This window comes from Saccharibacter floricola DSM 15669, assembly GCF_000378165.1.
Lineage (GTDB): Bacteria > Pseudomonadota > Alphaproteobacteria > Acetobacterales > Acetobacteraceae > Saccharibacter > Saccharibacter floricola.
Window position 1 is genome coordinate 105480 of record NZ_KB899335.1, and the last position, 15596, is coordinate 121075.

Here is a 15596-nt window from a genome sequence, read left to right on the forward strand (position 1 = left end):
GGGATAGAAAAAAACATCCTAGAAGAGTATGGGTCATACTTATGCTCTCGGATCTGACAAACAGGCTCAATGCCTTCTGCGCCCGCCACGCTTTCCTCGTCGTGGTTCTGTTCGTCCTCCTCTGCACAGGAGCAGGATGGCTCAGTATGAACCAGCTCGGTATCACCACCGAGACAGACAAGCTTTTTGCTGATTCACTGCCTTGGAAGCAGCGCAACACAGCCCTTGAGCACCAATTCCCGGGGGAAAAGGGCACCTTAGTCGCCATTATTGATGCCGCCACCCCAGAGGAAGGACGTGAGACGGCCCATCAGCTCGCCCTCTCTCTACAGGCCGATAAAGCACATTTTGTCTCTGTAAGCGAACCAGACGCAAACCCCTATTACACACGCAATGGTCTCCTCTTTTTAGACGCAGACACGCTTGAGCCTGTGTTGGATTCCACCATTGCCGCACAGCCATTTCTCGGCTCCTTAGCGGCTGATCCTTCGGCTCGTGGCCTCTTTAGTACGTTCGGGCTCATGGCTATGGGCCTTCAACATGGCCAAGAGCTGCCCTCAAGCTTTGCAAGCGCTCTTGGCACCATGGCCACCACGTTAGACCGAGCCTCACGCGGGGACGCACAACCGCTCTCATGGCAAACCATGCTGGCCGGTAAGCTGCAAGAAATGGGCGGGCATTATCAGTTTGTCGTCACGAAACCGCGTGTTGACTTCTCCTCGTTTGAGCCCTCTTCCGCTTCTACAGAGGCCATGCGCGCCGCTTTTAACCAGCTTCCCACGGTGAAAGCAAAACGCGCTTCTGCCCTGATTACAGGGGAAGCCAAACTGAATGATGAGGAGTTCTCAACCGTTGCGAGCGGCATGGTTTTAGGGCTCATCCTCTCGCTCGCTCTCGTCACCCTTTGGCTCGTTCTCGCTGTGCGCTCTTGGCGGATGATTGTGCCGATCTTGCTGACCCTTATCTCAGGGTTACTCCTCACCACGGGCTTCGCAGCCCTTGCGGTCGGTACGCTTAATCTGATTTCCGTCGCGTTTGCCATTCTCTTTGTCGGGATTGCGGTAGACTTTGCCATTCAATATGGCGTCCGTTTCCGCAGCCAAGAAAACCACAATGGTCGCCCTCTTTCTGCTCATGACGCCATTGAGCGAACCGGGAAAGAAAGTGGTGGGCAGATATTTATCGCAGCACTCGCCACCGCTACGGGCTTTATGGGCTTCACCCCCACCAGCTTTGTTGGCGTCGCACAGCTTGGCCTTATTGCCGGGGCTGGGATGATCATCGCCTTCTTCTGCACGTTGAGCCTGTTACCTGCGCTCCTGACCTTATTTGGTGCGCAACCTGTTGCCCGTAAACGTGCTACATCCCGTCTGCTGCCCGTTGATCTGTTCTTACGGCGGCATCGTCGCCCATTGTTAGGCGTCTTTGCACTTTTGGGCCTCGCAGGCTTAAGCCTCACGCCTTTCTTGTCGTTCGACTCAGACCCGCTGCATACCAAAAACCCCAACACAGAAGGGATGAAGGCGCTCACGCTGTTAGAGGCTAATCCTCTCACCACCCCTTATAATGCACAGGTATTGGTAGCAGACAAAGAAACAGCTGAGAAACAAGCGAAAGCCTTTAGTGCCCTTCCAAGTGTGCATGATGTCCTATGGCTTGGTGCGCTCGTTCCTGAAGACCAGAACACGAAGTTTCAGCTTTTGCATGATGCGGCTGATATTTTGCTCCCCACCCTCACCGTTCCCCATCCTGCTGCCCCACCTTCTGCGCAAGAACTTCGTGATGCCGCACATGCAACAAGCCAGCGCTTAAGTGCCCTAGGCGACAAAGCGCTTACCCCATCATTGCGCACGTTGCGCGAAGCTCTTGACCGCCTCTCACAAGCACCAGATGCAACGGTTATGGCGGCAAATGCCTCCTTAACACGCTTTCTGCCAGACGAGCTTTCACAGCTTCGCACAGTGCTGACCCCATCACCCGTTGGGCTGAAAGATATTCCTGACGATATTCGCGCCAATTATCTCTCCCCTGATGGGCATTATCGCTTGGTCATCCACCCAAAAGGGCAAATGTCTAACCCCGAAACACTCCATCGCTTTATTACAGAGCTTCGCACCGTAAACCCGACCATTGCGGGCCCTGCTTTGGAGATTACGGAGAGTGCGCACACCATTACGCATGCCTTCCTGATTGCAGCCTTATGCGCCATCATCGGCATTGCACTTATCTTGTTGGTAACACTCCGCCGGTTGGTCGATAGTCTCCTTGTCCTCATCCCCTTAATTCTTTCGTCCTTACTCACCGTCATCTTAATTGTGGCGATACCAGAACCGCTTAATTACGCGAATATTATCGCTCTGCCGCTCCTCCTTGGCGTCGGCGTGTCGTTTAATATTTATTTTGTCATGAATTGGCGTGCAGGGATCTGCCATCCATTGACCTCCCCAACCGCACGAGCCGTGCTCTTTTCAGCTCTGACAACAGGCTCCGCCTTTGGGTCTCTTGCTCTGTCAGCCCATCCGGGAACAGCCAGCATGGGGCGGCTTCTCCTGTTATCACTCGGCTGCACATTGCTATGCTCGTTGTTCTTCATCCCGGTTTTGCTGCCAAAAACACCACAGCAAGACAGCGAGTAACCCCTCATGAGCGGGCAACAAGCCCGCTCATTTACGATCTCGTTCTGCTGATAAACCGTTCAGCTAGGCAGATACCTTTTCCCAAGCTCTTCCAGCTACCAGCTAAACGTCGCTCAACGCGTGGGAGCACCTGTATGAGGTGCGTTCCTTCAGAGCAGTTGAGCCATTTCCATCCTGATCTCTTCGGTAATATAACGGTGATGTTTCAGCATACGAAGACGGTCTTCCACATCTCTTTCCCTTTGAAGAAAGCTTTCTTCTGCTCCAGCCGTCCAACGGCCTGAAAGACGCTCAAGATAGCGCCTTAAAGACCTACATTTCTCGATCACCGCACGATAAAGACGCTGGCACCTAGCATCTCCCTCTTTGAGATCAACAGAGGCCGTCACCCCTCCTGAAACCACGCCAGACCATGCAAGATTTTCTATATGAGGGAGCTCAAGATAATCATGAAGCGTTGCAAATTTGGGAGATAAAATGCCAAATTCCACCAAATACGATAAAGGCATGAAAAGAGCTTCCAAAAACCTCATGGCATGTTCTTGCCACATGTTAGGGACATGACCGTCTCCACCAGCCGTATAAAAACGAGCAAATAACTTTTCTCTCATTGTATGAATATCATCGTTCTGGAATGCATCCAAAAACATTGTCGTCCTTCCTGACGTCTAAAAATACCTGTGCGTGGGATAGAGATGTATCTTGTCAACAATAAGATTTTCCTCCCATCATCAGGGAGAAATGTGTGAAGGAAAACAAGGCGGAACAAACGTCTGGCCCAAATATAGTCTCCATGAGGACAACCAAACAGCCAAGGCAAAGCCGCTCTTCAAGGCATCACCTCACCGCTTCTTTGAACCATCATGATGATCTTCAAAATGCCCCAATAATACAGAAAAAGGATGCGTTTTTACCCTATCTCCGCCAAGAAGGGTCACAGATGCACGCGGGAATAATGGAAGGGGCCAAGGAATGACAAAATGGATCATGGTCTGGGGTATCGTCACCTGTCTTATATCACTTCTTTATACCCTCACTGGCCTAATCCCATTTCCCAGCAATCTCTTCTATGCTGCAGCTATTTCATTCGTCTTGGTTCTGCTTTGCGTCATACTCGCAGCTCATAAGAAGAAAAAGAAAACGCAACAAGACGCCCTTTCTTCCCCAACCATCCCTCTTCAAAATGGCACGTTAAACTTGGCCAAAGAATCCAATGACAATAAGGTTATTCTAGAAAACGGTCTCGTTATCCAACCACCAAGCCTTTTTCTGCCCGAACCAGAAAAATTATATGAAACGCATGCACAACCAAGCCGCCTAGCGATCACCTACAAAGACGATGACACCCCGACTAGGCGGATCACCTTTGTGATCCACCCTATTGAAATCATCTATATCGTGCGTGAAAATAACCTAATTATCACTGAAATTCATGCCTTCAACGAAACTGAGAATGACACCGATACTTTTACGTACCGCGATATTCTCAGCGCAACGGATACACGCCATCATCAGCCTATCAATAATCTAGGCCTCACCCTGTTAGGGAAAGAATTTCGTCATGATCAAGCGGACGCCCCGTCTTAAAAAACAGCGTCCCACAGAAGCTTTCCGTTGAGCACCACGACAATGCCAACAATCACCCACGACACAACCATAAGAGGGCGTGAGAGACGGAACGCCCCCATGATACGTTTATGAGACACAAAATAGACCAACGGAATCACCGCAAAAGGCAGCTGCATGGAAAGGACAATCTGACTGAAGACCAGCAAAGCCCCGACCTTACCCTGTCCATAAAGCCCGACAATCACCACCACAGGCAACACGGCAAGGCCACGCGTCACCATACGCCGTGCCCAATAGGGAAGGCGCAGATTTAAAAAGCCTTCCATCACAATTTGTCCGGCTAGCGTACCCGTCACCGTCGAATTCGTACCAGCTGCCAGCAGTGCCACCGCAAAAAGAGTAGAGGCCAGACCAAAGCCTAAAATAGGGGAAAGAAGCCGCCATGCATCGCTAATCTCCGCAACGTCATGATGTCCCGTTCGGTAAAAGGCCGCCGCCGCAACAATGAGGATAGCCGCATTCACAAACAAGGCTAAGGTGAGCGCAATTGTGCTATCCCATGTTGCCCAGCGTAACGCGTCTTTCCGCCCCTCAAGCGTACGATCATAATTACGGCTCTGCACGAGAGAAGAATGCAAATATAAATTATGCGGCATCACCGTCGCACCCACGATGCCGATGGCGATATACAACATATCAGGCTGCGTCAGAAGCGTGGAAGAGGGCAGAAAACCTCGAAAAACTTCGCCTATATCTGGTGATGAGGCGACCATCTGTATCCCAAAGCACACGGCAATGATCCCCAGAAGGGTCATCACAAATGCTTCCAACCATCGGAAGCCATGCCGCATAAGAAGCAGCACTAAAAACACATCAAGAACGGAGATCGCCGTCCCTACCAAAATGGGGAAGCCAAATAGAAGCTGCAAAGCCACGGCCGTGCCTATAACCTCGGCGAGATCACAAGCAATAATCGCAACTTCACAGGTCAACCACAAGGGAAGGCGCATCCATCCCGGCAACCAAGCCCGGCATGCTTGAGCCAAGTCATGATCCGTCACGACACCCAGCCGCGCGGACAGTGCCTGCAAAATAACGGCCATAATATTGGACAGCAAAATAGCAAAGAGCAACGTATAACCGAACTCAGACCCACCTTGAAGGTCTGTCGCCCAATTACCGGGGTCCATATACCCTACCGCTACCATATAACCCGGCCCAACAAAGGCCAGAAAACGCCGCAGCCAAAAAGCGGCTCGCCCCGGCACAGACACTAATCCTGCCGGATGCATGGAAGAAGACGGCTGAGCGTCAAGAAACGATGGCGGATTTTGCTTCATAGATTGACGACTATAGGCGTAATTCTTTTTATTGCCCAAGAAGTTATTGCCTATAGACGACAATAAACGCTTAAGCGCCAGCAAACCTGAGGCAAGTGCCCCTTCATCCCGCTCTTTAGGAAAACACTCTTCATAAGAACAAAAGAGTGAAGAGGCCACGTCTCACCTTTGATGACGACAGCCTACTCCACCCTTTTTTACTCTTTATGATGGTAGCGACATGTGACGTGCTAAACAGAAAAGAACTCTCTTACCACACGTCACCGCCCTACTTACTGAGCGCCTCCCCCTGTATGAAACAAGAGGGAAGAACCAGCCCCCATTACGTGTCTTTTAACACTTTATGGGTCACGCGTGGATCCACTCCACGAAGCATACCATTCCAGTATAAGCGTGGGAAAATCTGCGTTTTTAGCAGCCACGCAAAACGGCTTGGTTTACGCTGATCATATGGGAATGTCGGGGCAACCTTCCCGCCATAAAGGAACTCTGCCAGCACAACACGCCCGTAGGACACGGTCAAAGGGCACGCCCCATATCCATCATACTGTTCTGTTAACGGACTACCGGAAAGAGAATTCAGCACATTCCCCGCCACAATCGGAGCCTGATCGCGCGCTGCCGCGGCCGTTTTTGCGTTACTCGTCCCCAACACATCACCAAGACCAAAAACCGTCGCATAACGTTTATGCTGCAATGTATGAGGATCGACATCCAACCAGCCATTGTCATTCGCTAATGGACTATTTTTAACGAAAGCTGGCGCACTTTGTGGTGGAACGACATGTAACATGTCAAAAGACCGCACCACCGTTTCATCAGTGCCTACTTTCTGGAACGTCGCTTCCTTCTTCTCTCCATCAACGGCGATAAGATTTTCCTTATAATGGATATCTACCCCGTAATAATCCATCGTTTTTTGGAGAGACGGCACAAAATAAGGAACGCCAAATAACGCCCCACCCGCTAGGCAAAACTGCACATTAATATGATGGAGCACTCCCTCACGCCGCCAATAATCTGATGATAGATAAACAGCCTTTTGTGGTGCACCCGCACATTTAATCGGCATCGATGGTTGCGTGAAGATCGCCTTTCCTTGGCCTAAATGCCGTACGCACTCCCATGTATAGGCAGCACTATCGCGGTCATAGTTCGATGTGACACCATGGCGGCCTAATGTCTCTTTCAGGCCTTTTACGCTGTCCCAATCAAGCTGGATACCTGGGCAGACAATCAAACGTTGATACTCAACGACTTGGTCATTCTCCAGCGTGACAGACTGCTCATCTGGTTGGAAGGACTGAACAGCCTCACGCAACCATGTCACATCTTTGGGGATCAGCCCGCCTTCTTGCCGCAACGTCTGGGCGGATGTCATCACACCCGCCCCGACAAGAGTCCAACCCGGCTGATAGGCATGCGTTGCTGACGGATCAATCACCGCAATGGTAATATGCGGGTCTCGACGTCGCAATCGGGCGGCAACGGAGATCCCTCCTGCACCACCACCAACAATCACAACCGTAAAACGTTCTACGGAATGTGTCTCTACCATACCGGCTTCTCCTCATATGTCTTTATTTAGGAAGCAGCTTCTTCTTCCTTAAACCAGACTTCGACCGGCCCTGAAAGTTTCAGAGTCATAGGGCGTCCTTTACGGTCCAACGTACGCCCTACGGCCACACGAATCCACCCTTCACTGAGGCAGTATTCCTCAACATTGGTGCGCTCTTCTCCTTTGAAGCGCACACCAATCCCGCGACGTAGCACCTCTTCGTTAAAATAAGGGCTATCGGGGTAAATCGAGAGACGATCAGGAACCGTATCGCTCATAATTTTATGTCATCCTCTAATGGTTAAATATGTCTTCATGCAGGCAAACATTATATGGTCATAATCCCTCCCTGCAAAATGCTGTTACGCGACCTCAACCATTGCTTCAACTTCTACAGGGGCATTAAGCGGCAAACTTGGCACCCCAACAGTCGAACGTGCATGCGCACCTGCTTCACCAAAAATAGCGACAGACAGATCAGACGCCCCGTTCATCACCGCTGCATGGTCTGTAAAATCTGGCGTGCAGGCCATAAAACCACCCAACCGCACAACACGACGCACACGCGAGAGATCACCGTCCAGCGCCCCTTTGATCTGCGCAACCACATTCACTAAACAGGCGCGCGCAGCCTCAATCCCTTGCTCATTAGAAAGCTCTTTCCCCAATTTCCCGGTATAGAGAAGCTTTCCATCCACGAGCGGCAACTGCCCAGAAACAACCAAAATCTGCCCTGTCTGCATCGTTGGGCGATAATTCGCTACCGGCGCTGCTGCCTTGGGAAGAGTGATGCCAAGTTCAGCAAGACGTTGTTCAACCGTTGCACTCATCGACGAGGCTCCTTTGTTTCAAAATCACGTCCCCCTACCCTGCTCTTCACAGACGCCCTTTGCCAAGCCTGACATTCTAATTTCTTCTTAAACAGAAAAATGATCCTCACCCGCGAGCTCTCGACGACAGCGCTCAAGCTCGGCCGTATAACGACGGAGGGTGTATTGCTCACTAAGCTGCCCAACTACTTGGCGTGACTGGCGGTCTTCCACCACCACCAGCACATCTGCCTCCGCTTCAGCAAAGGCTTCGACCGCATCACGTGCGCTCATCGTCGGGAGCAGAACGGCGTCTTTAAAATGGGCAAGCTGCCCAATCGGCGTGTCTGAAGGTGGGGCTAAATGCAGCTCGGCAATCGCAACCATACCCTCGTACCGCCCCTCCGAATCCATCACGATGATACGCTGCCCCGTCTCAAGTGGGTAAAGTGCTTGTGCCTGTGCAACGGTTGCAGAGACAGGGAGGCTCCGCACACGGTCACGCATCAGACGTTGAACAGTCAGAGAGCGCATCCAGCCCACATCCACGGCTGAACGGATCGACTCCCCACGCAAATGGAAGCGCCATGTTGCAAAATTATACCCAAAGAGCCGCCGAACCGTCAGCAAAGACAGAACCGCCGCCAGCACAACACCACCCCCAATGGACGCATTATCGGTAATTTCGAGCATCATGCAGATAATCGTCATGGGGCCACCAATAATAGCCACCGCCATCGCGCTCATCCCCAAAACAGCGCAAATGGCCAAACTATCCGGAGCCAAACCGTAAGGGGCTAAAAGGGCCCCATAACCTTCCCCAGCAAGGGCCCCAAGATAAAGCGAGGCAAAAAACAATCCTCCACGAAAACCCGCCCCAATCGACAAGCATGAGGCCAATGCTTTCATCACGAACAGCAAGAGCGCAACCTGAGGCACGACCTCCCCTGCCAGCACACGCCCCATCCCCGCATGGCCAGCCGACAACACGGATGGATAAGGAGCGGCAATTAACGCGACAAGAGCGCCCCCCAAAACAGGACGCCCCCATGCTGGCAATGGAAAGCGACGAAAAAAGGCCTCCGTCTGCGTCACACAATACATCATCGCAATAGCACTGAGGGCGCAGGCAATACTCAGCACCGCCACACCCGTGCAATCATGCCACCCCATATGCCAATTCTCATGCAGGGCATTCGTCGCATGATGACCGTGGACTAGGTGAATAATCCCCACACCCACCACAGACGCCACCGCGACAGGGCACAAAGCTGCAATAGAATATGTGCCAATAATCAACTCAAAGGCGTAAAAAGCCCCAGCAATGGGGGCATCAAACGCCGCCCCAATGGCCCCTGCTGCACCCGCACCAACCAGCATACGCAAATCTTCACGCCGCACACGAAAGGCCTGCCCAATACGCGACCCTAAAGCCGCAGAGATTTGCGTATAGCCTGCTTCAAGACCGATCGACGCCCCTGCCCCATTGGACAGAATAGTTTGCATGACCAACAGCAGGCTTTCACGCACAGACATACGCCCGCCATGCAGGGCATTCGCCTCCACCGGGTCTACAGGCCGCCGGTTGAGCAAACGGCTCACCAAAAGACCAAACAGCCCCACGACAAGGCCACCACCACCGAGAGCCAGCACACATCGCCATAATGGAAGAGAAGGCAACCCCGAAAGCCGACCGCCATTATGCAGACCATAAAGAACACTATGAGCAAGAAGAGTGATGTTCGTCACGATCAGGACGCAAAGACCGCCCAGCGCCCCGACACATCCGGCAAGGATCGTCAGCCAGACCTCACTTTTGCGCACCAAAACACGTAAAGCAGGCGGCACATGCAACGCAAAACGACGTTCCCAACCTTCAGACAAGCGCCCCATCTCTCCCCTCCGGTCTGTATACCAACGCGGGTTGGGCGAGAGTCCTAACACAGAAAACGAGACTATTCTAAGACAGAGACATCCCGACGTCTTTATTGGTCTTAAATACCGGGCTGCACCTGACGATAGATCACGTGAATGATTTCAAGGGGCCTAATATGCTCCTGGAAAACTTGGCAGACCCGGACATCCTAGCCTACCCACACCGGAAAAGAACCGGAAATCAAAGCCGCCCTGCGACTGGCACCTGTGTAACAGCGCTACCTAATTGAAAATCTATAGGCAATGCTCAAGGGATGGTAAGCTATCGCAAACAGAAACGAAAAACCGCATCATGCTTTCTCTCTCATCCTCAGCGCCGCTACAGAAGACACTATTCAGGATAGAGCATAGAATCCTGTGATGATTGCCAACAATATTCTGAATTAATGTCGATGTTCTGATATTCGTTCAAGTAAAAATATCATCCGCGGCCACAGTGTAATAAACTCAAAAAATGACCCCAGAGCATGCTGTGAGATTTTTTATTCTTCATTAAAAAAGGAGCATCTTTTTTGGCAAGAAAGTATAAGGCTTCATTATACGACCCTCCTTTTCTCCAAAATACATCAATTTTCCCTACAGCACACAGTGCTGAAAGTATGTAGCCGCTTGGCCAGCACCATTCTCGATGACCTTCTGGGCAAAGAGAGCCAAGTTTTTTTATTTCTTTATCAAAAGATTCTTGTGTTACGTATTTATTGATGAAGAAAATATTAAAGATATCCTCAAATGCACGACCTTTAAATACAATATTATTGATTCTCTTGTACTGTGAAATGCTCCTTCTTTGTCTTCTTTTTAAGTAAATTGTTCCATCTTCACTTTCAAAAATAATTCTTCTTTTAACCATATCTCGTATCGTCTGATCACATACGTCATGATCCACATCTTGGCATATTGCATTAATATCATTGGCGGTAAACTCACCTTTAACGACTCCACACAGAGCCCATAAAATCCATATCTCTGGGGAATCTAATGTTAGAACTATCATAAGATTTTATCTCTCTTCATAAGATATATAATAATATGTATTTAGTTTTCCCTGAACAATAAAATCATTGTCAAGCGTTTGACCGCTCATGGAGCGTGTCTAAAGCGCAACGTCAGACAATAAACAAGTACGATAAAGCCGTGTCATTCCCCCTCACGCCCGGTCAGACACCTGCATGAAACCCTTTACTACAGCAATGTTGAACTCTTGCTACCTGCCTCACATTACATAACCTCTGATAGAAATGATGCCTTAGAACGGTTTCAAGAGCTAGAGAACTGTCATTCACATACGAAAAACAGCATTTTTCTGCATGACGACTAGCTGCATCACAGCCGCAACACAGACGACATGACGTTCTCACACCCCTCTAACCAGCAGCCATCCCTCTCCAAAAGGAAAACTAATGAAGAAGCTCATGGTCACAAAAATCTAAGGAGGCCACACGCACCCAGCATGACCCTCAACGTTCCATGACACAACAAAAGAGCCCATCCATCATAGGCTCAGCCACCATCATCCTTAGCACGCAGCCGCTTTGAGAGCCTGACTGAGATCCGTTTTCAAGTCATCAGGATGTTCTAGCCCAATAGAGAGCCTTACATAGCCGGGAGAAACACCCGTCGCCTGCTGCTCTTCTTCCGATAATTGTGCATGCGTTGTTGAGGCCGGATGAATGGCCAAGCTTCGTGCATCGCCAATATTAGCCACATGGTAAAAGAGCCGCAGCGCATCAATAAAGCGCTGCCCTGCTTCATACCCACCACGAAGTTCAATCCCGACAAGACCGCTAAAGCCACGAGGGAGATATTTCTGCGCACGTTTCAACGCGTCTCCCTCTTGGAAAGTAGGGTAGATCACCCGTTCCACCTCTTTCTGCGCGTGTAAGAACGCAGCGATGACGTGGGCATTCTCGCTATGGCGCGCCATACGCAGAGGCAATGTTTCCACGCCTTGAAGAATTTGGAACGCATTAAAGGGCGATAAGGCTGGCCCCATATCACGCAAGATCACCGCCCGTGCCCGCAACGCATAGGCGATTGGGCCTAGCGATTTCGCAGCTTCCGTCCAGATAGCCCCATGATAGCTAGGGTCAGGCGTATTCAATAATGGTTGCCGATCCCCTGCTTTTTTCCAATCAAAGTTCCCACCATCAATGATCATGCCACCAATAGAGGTGCCATGTCCGCCAATATATTTCGTGGTGGAATACACAACAATCGCTGCGCCATAATCAAGCGGGCGCGCTAAGAGAGGTGCCGCTGTATTATCAACAATCAGAGGAATCCCATGACCCCGCCCAAGCGTTGCAATGTCCTCAATGGGGCACACAATCAGCTTCGGGTTCGGCAAGGTTTCAATATACCAGCCTCGCGTGCATTCATCGCTGGCTTTTAGAAATGCGTCAGGATCGGAAGGATCCACAAACCGGACCTCAATGCCCAGATTTTTGAGCGTATTGGCAAAGAGATTCCATGTCCCGCCGTACAAATCTGTCCCACTGACGATATTATCGCCAGCACGCGCAATATTCTGCACTGCGGTGGCCGAAGCGGCCTGCCCAGACGCCACAGCCACGGCCGCAACACCGCCCTCAAGCGCTGCAAGACGCTGCTCCAGCACATCGGTGGTGGGGTTGCCCAGCCGCGTATAGATTGTGCCCAGTTCTTTCAGCGCAAAGCGATTAGCTGCTTGCTCTGCATTGGCGAATTGATACGATGTGGTTTGATGGATCGGCGGCACAACAGAACCTGTTGTCGGGTCCGCACGCCACCCGCCATGAAGGGCCAGGGTTTCCGGATGAAGCGACGGTTCTGTCATAATCCATACTCCTTTAAGGGGCGAAAGCGTGCCTTACCAATCGTTACGATGGCCAAGCTGTTCTAAAATAGCGCGCCGTAACGCAATCACATGTGGATCATCACGATGACGCTGTTCGGCAGAAAGTTCAATAGGCTGGTCGCTCACAATGCGTGCAGGACGGGGGCTAAACACCAGAACGCGGGTCGCCAGCAGAAGCGCCTCTTCCACATCATGAGTGACCATCAGCGCGCTAAAGCCTTGTTGCTGCCAAAAGCGCCTAATCTCCCCTTGCATCGTCAAGCGCGTTAGACTGTCAAGCTTTCCTAGCGGCTCATCAAGGATCAGCATACGCGGGTTATTCACCAGAGCCCGGGCCAAAGCTACACGCTGCGCCATGCCACCAGAGAGCTGATGCGGCCATGATGTCGCGTCTTTCTCCAACCCCACAAGATGGAGCGCATCACGCACAATCTTCGGGTCGCGCTTTTTATGAATATCCAACCCTAACGCCACATTCTCCTCTACCGTCCGCCACGGATAAAGCGTGGGGTCTTGGAACATCACGATCCGATCAGGGCCGGGGCCGGTGATCTCTCGGCCATCTGCTTCAATCGTGCCCGATAAGGGCGCTTCCAGCCCGGCGATCAGACGTAACAAGGTTGATTTCCCACAGCCTGAAGGGCCGAGAAGAGCGACAAACTCCCCCGGTGCCACATCAAAGCTGACATCATCCAACACCGGGCGCATCGCCCCTTGGGCCTCATACCCATGATTGAGATGATCAATATGCAGGCTCAGCGGTTTTAGAGCGGGCTGTGTCGCTGCTGTCTTTACCATTTCAGCCCATCCTTCTGCCATCTCAACACATAATCACGCAGCTTAAAGAGCAAGGTCATCAAACTTGTGCACATGAGCGCCATCACCAGCAGCGCAGCATACATGTTCGGATAAGCGGCCCATCCTTGGGCCCATTGCATGTAAAAGCCCAAGCCAGATTTCACACCCAGCATTTCCGCCACAACAAGCATGGAGAAGGAAGCGCCCAACCCCATAAAGAGCCCAACGAAAATTTGTGGCGTTGCAGCCGGTAAAGCAACACGCAGCACAAGAAAGCGATCTTTCGCGCCCATTGTGCGGGCCACATCATAATAGGCCGGATCCACCGCCGCGACACCCGACCATGTCAACACGGCGACCGGAAAACCAGCCGATAGCGCCATCAAGGCCTCTCCGGCTAAACGCGTTGACGGCATGATAACAAACGCCAGCGGCAACAAGGCGACAGGTGGCAAGGGCCCAATAACCCGCATAATGGGACGCACCCAATAGCGAAACCGTAATGACCGCCCAAGCGCCATCCCTACAACGATCCCCACACAGGCCCCTATGCCATAGCCAATCAGGAGCAAGAGCAGAGAGTGCAGCAGACTATCTCCAAGGCGCTTCCAGTCTGTCAGGAAGACATCGAGCAAGTCTTGCGGCGTGCCGAAAAAGGGCCGTGGCAGAAGGAGGAATTTGGCCTGCGCCACCTCCCATGCACCAAGGCCTAGCCCAAGAACCGCGCTCCACGGCGCCCAATAGCGAAGCCGCTTAAGCGCTGCGAGGATGAGCAACACCACGCCACACGCCAGAAAAAGTCCGGCGAGTAACGTCGTGTCGGGAAAGTCATCTCCATCAGGGAGCCACCATGTCAGAAAGGCCGCCACCCCCCAACAAGGGCCTGCTCCCCAACGCCACACCATGTCTTTAACAGAGGAGTGCGTCGTTTCATGTGTCGTCACGCGACTCATCCCAGCAAATCCTGCGTCACACGATCAGCATAGCGGCTTGTATTAAAGGACGGACGGAAAACACCAATTCCCTTGAGGGCTTCAGCATAACGGATCACCTCATCACGGAACGGCCCATCAATGACCTGATGATGATGGCCTTGCATCCGCAGCATCTGTGCGAGATCCGCTTGACTGACCTTCGGGGCAAAAGGTTGGAAGACAGCCGCCGCTTCCTCTGGGTGGCACGGGATCCAAGCTCCCGCTTCTAAAATCGCGCTCGCCACCGCTGCGGCGACATGGGGCTCTTCTTTCACCAGCTTTTCACGCAGCCCAATCACACAGCACGCATGGTTAGCCCACTCACCCGCCATATTGCTATCAAGATCGAATAGATTGAACTGACGACGCTGCAAATAAGCCACCGGATCATCATTGGCGATGGCCTGCACGTCCCCTCGTTGCAACGCGATAGGCAGCAAATCAGACGGGAACTGCCGCCATTGCACATCCTCTTCAGGGTCAACACCTGCTTCTTTCAGGCGAATAGCAAAGAAATTTCGATCCGGCCCACCAATATCAGCCACACCAACGGTCTTTCCCTTGAGGTCTGCTAGGCTTTTCACACCAGACTTCTGCGATGTCATGAGGTAAATGCACCCCGCATGAAGCCCTGCAACCAGCTTTACCGCAAAGCCCTGTTGCAAGGGTTTGAGCCAACGCAACGCCATGCCCGGCGCACCGTCGGCCTTCCCAGTCGATAACGTCTCAAGCAACTGGTCTGTTGATCCCGCAAAATTCACGTAATCAACATCAAGGTTATATTTTTTGAAAAAGCCTTTTTCCTTCGCCACCGGAACAGCAGACGTGCAAATGGAATCCTCATTCCACGCGATCGTCAACTTACGCGGCGCACCGGGGATAGGGGGCACCTTGCCACTCCCGACCGCCTGACACTGCATTCCATCCTCACCCATCGCAGCAGCATGAAGCGCACGCCCCCCACCAAAGAAGGCCATCCCTCCTAGCGAGGACAACAACAGAGCACGACGGGATACAGAAGCACGGTCAGACATACATCACCTTAAAATGTCATCACCAAGACAAACCATTGCCTCGGTGGTCTTAATTTATAAACACCTACCACATTATGATATTTATTCAATTATACTTTTCTTGATCG

13 protein-coding genes are annotated in these 15596 nt (G+C 51.7%); 2 read left to right on the top strand and 11 right to left on the bottom strand.

The window, feature by feature from the left end; all coding sequences use genetic code 11:
* The first annotated feature begins 41 nt into the window (after nt 1-41).
* Nucleotides 42-2636: an MMPL family transporter gene (locus F457_RS0103770; RefSeq protein WP_026294166.1), complete on the top strand. Its 2595-nt coding sequence runs from the start codon at nt 42-44 to the stop codon at nt 2634-2636.
* A gap of 149 nt (nt 2637-2785) precedes the next feature.
* Here the strand turns inward: F457_RS0103770 and F457_RS0103775 are convergent, their stop codons facing one another.
* Nucleotides 2786-3286: a hypothetical protein gene (locus F457_RS0103775; protein ID WP_018979804.1), complete on the bottom strand. Its 501-nt coding sequence runs from the start codon at nt 3284-3286 to the stop codon at nt 2786-2788.
* Between the two features lie 322 nt (nt 3287-3608).
* Between F457_RS0103775 and F457_RS0103785 the strand changes: the two genes are divergently transcribed.
* Nucleotides 3609-4223, top strand: a complete 615-nt coding sequence (locus F457_RS0103785) for a hypothetical protein (RefSeq protein WP_018979806.1) — start codon at nt 3609-3611, stop codon at nt 4221-4223.
* Here F457_RS0103785 and F457_RS0103790 read toward each other — a convergent pair.
* The 10 genes from F457_RS0103790 to F457_RS0103835 form a co-directional block, all read right to left on the bottom strand.
* On the bottom strand, nt 4220-5545 hold the full coding sequence (locus tag F457_RS0103790) for an Nramp family divalent metal transporter (protein ID WP_156809343.1): 1326 nt from the start codon (nt 5543-5545) through the stop codon (nt 4220-4222). The genes F457_RS0103785 and F457_RS0103790 overlap by 4 nt on opposite strands.
* Before the next feature lie 322 nt (nt 5546-5867).
* Nucleotides 5868-7103, bottom strand: a complete 1236-nt coding sequence (locus F457_RS0103795) for an NAD(P)/FAD-dependent oxidoreductase (RefSeq protein WP_018979808.1) — start codon at nt 7101-7103, stop codon at nt 5868-5870.
* Between the two features lie 26 nt (nt 7104-7129).
* On the bottom strand, nt 7130-7381 hold the full coding sequence (locus F457_RS0103800) for a DUF3297 family protein (RefSeq protein ID WP_018979809.1): 252 nt from the start codon (nt 7379-7381) through the stop codon (nt 7130-7132).
* Nucleotides 7382-7465: 84 nt separating this feature from the next.
* Nucleotides 7466-7933, bottom strand: a complete 468-nt coding sequence (locus F457_RS0103805; RefSeq protein ID WP_018979810.1) for a RidA family protein — start codon at nt 7931-7933, stop codon at nt 7466-7468.
* Between the two features lie 87 nt (nt 7934-8020).
* Nucleotides 8021-9805: a chloride channel protein gene (locus F457_RS0103810; RefSeq protein ID WP_018979811.1), complete on the bottom strand. Its 1785-nt coding sequence runs from the start codon at nt 9803-9805 to the stop codon at nt 8021-8023.
* 463 nt (nt 9806-10268) lie between these two features.
* Nucleotides 10269-10841, bottom strand: a complete 573-nt coding sequence (locus tag F457_RS0103815) for a hypothetical protein (protein WP_018979812.1) — start codon at nt 10839-10841, stop codon at nt 10269-10271.
* Between the two features lie 522 nt (nt 10842-11363).
* The gene (locus F457_RS0103820) at nt 11364-12662 is read right to left on the bottom strand and encodes an O-acetylhomoserine aminocarboxypropyltransferase/cysteine synthase family protein (RefSeq protein ID WP_018979813.1); all 1299 of its coding nucleotides are present in this window, start codon (nt 12660-12662) and stop codon (nt 11364-11366) included.
* Between the two features lie 33 nt (nt 12663-12695).
* The gene (locus F457_RS0103825; protein WP_018979814.1) at nt 12696-13481 is read right to left on the bottom strand and encodes an ABC transporter ATP-binding protein; all 786 of its coding nucleotides are present in this window, start codon (nt 13479-13481) and stop codon (nt 12696-12698) included.
* Nucleotides 13475-14434 carry an ABC transporter permease gene (locus tag F457_RS0103830; protein ID WP_018979815.1) on the bottom strand — a complete coding sequence of 320 codons (960 nt, stop codon included), beginning with the start codon at nt 14432-14434 and terminating at the stop codon, nt 13475-13477. The genes F457_RS0103825 and F457_RS0103830 overlap by 7 nt, the downstream gene beginning before the upstream one ends.
* Nucleotides 14431-15489: an ABC transporter substrate-binding protein gene (locus F457_RS0103835; RefSeq protein ID WP_018979816.1), complete on the bottom strand. Its 1059-nt coding sequence runs from the start codon at nt 15487-15489 to the stop codon at nt 14431-14433. Before F457_RS0103835 ends, F457_RS0103830 begins: the two co-directional genes overlap by 4 nt.
* Between the last annotated feature and the right edge of the window lie 107 nt (nt 15490-15596).

Coding starts and splice junctions, on each gene's coding strand:
- F457_RS0103785 (WP_018979806.1), top strand. CDS start 3,609: ATGACAAAATGGATCATGGTCTGGGGTATCGTCACCTGTCTTATATCA.
- F457_RS0103795 (WP_018979808.1), bottom strand. CDS start 7,103: ATGGTAGAGACACATTCCGTAGAACGTTTTACGGTTGTGATTGTTGGT.
- F457_RS0103835 (WP_018979816.1), bottom strand. CDS start 15,489: ATGTCTGACCGTGCTTCTGTATCCCGTCGTGCTCTGTTGTTGTCCTCG.
- F457_RS0103820 (WP_018979813.1), bottom strand. CDS start 12,662: ATGACAGAACCGTCGCTTCATCCGGAAACCCTGGCCCTTCATGGCGGG.
- F457_RS0103770 (WP_026294166.1), top strand. CDS start 42: ATGCTCTCGGATCTGACAAACAGGCTCAATGCCTTCTGCGCCCGCCAC.
- F457_RS0103805 (WP_018979810.1), bottom strand. CDS start 7,933: ATGAGTGCAACGGTTGAACAACGTCTTGCTGAACTTGGCATCACTCTT.
- F457_RS0103790 (WP_156809343.1), bottom strand. CDS start 5,545: ATGAAGCAAAATCCGCCATCGTTTCTTGACGCTCAGCCGTCTTCTTCC.
- F457_RS0103830 (WP_018979815.1), bottom strand. CDS start 14,434: ATGAGTCGCGTGACGACACATGAAACGACGCACTCCTCTGTTAAAGAC.
- F457_RS0103775 (WP_018979804.1), bottom strand. CDS start 3,286: ATGTTTTTGGATGCATTCCAGAACGATGATATTCATACAATGAGAGAA.
- F457_RS0103810 (WP_018979811.1), bottom strand. CDS start 9,805: ATGGGGCGCTTGTCTGAAGGTTGGGAACGTCGTTTTGCGTTGCATGTG.
- F457_RS0103800 (WP_018979809.1), bottom strand. CDS start 7,381: ATGAGCGATACGGTTCCTGATCGTCTCTCGATTTACCCCGATAGCCCT.
- F457_RS0103825 (WP_018979814.1), bottom strand. CDS start 13,481: ATGGTAAAGACAGCAGCGACACAGCCCGCTCTAAAACCGCTGAGCCTG.
- F457_RS0103815 (WP_018979812.1), bottom strand. CDS start 10,841: ATGATAGTTCTAACATTAGATTCCCCAGAGATATGGATTTTATGGGCT.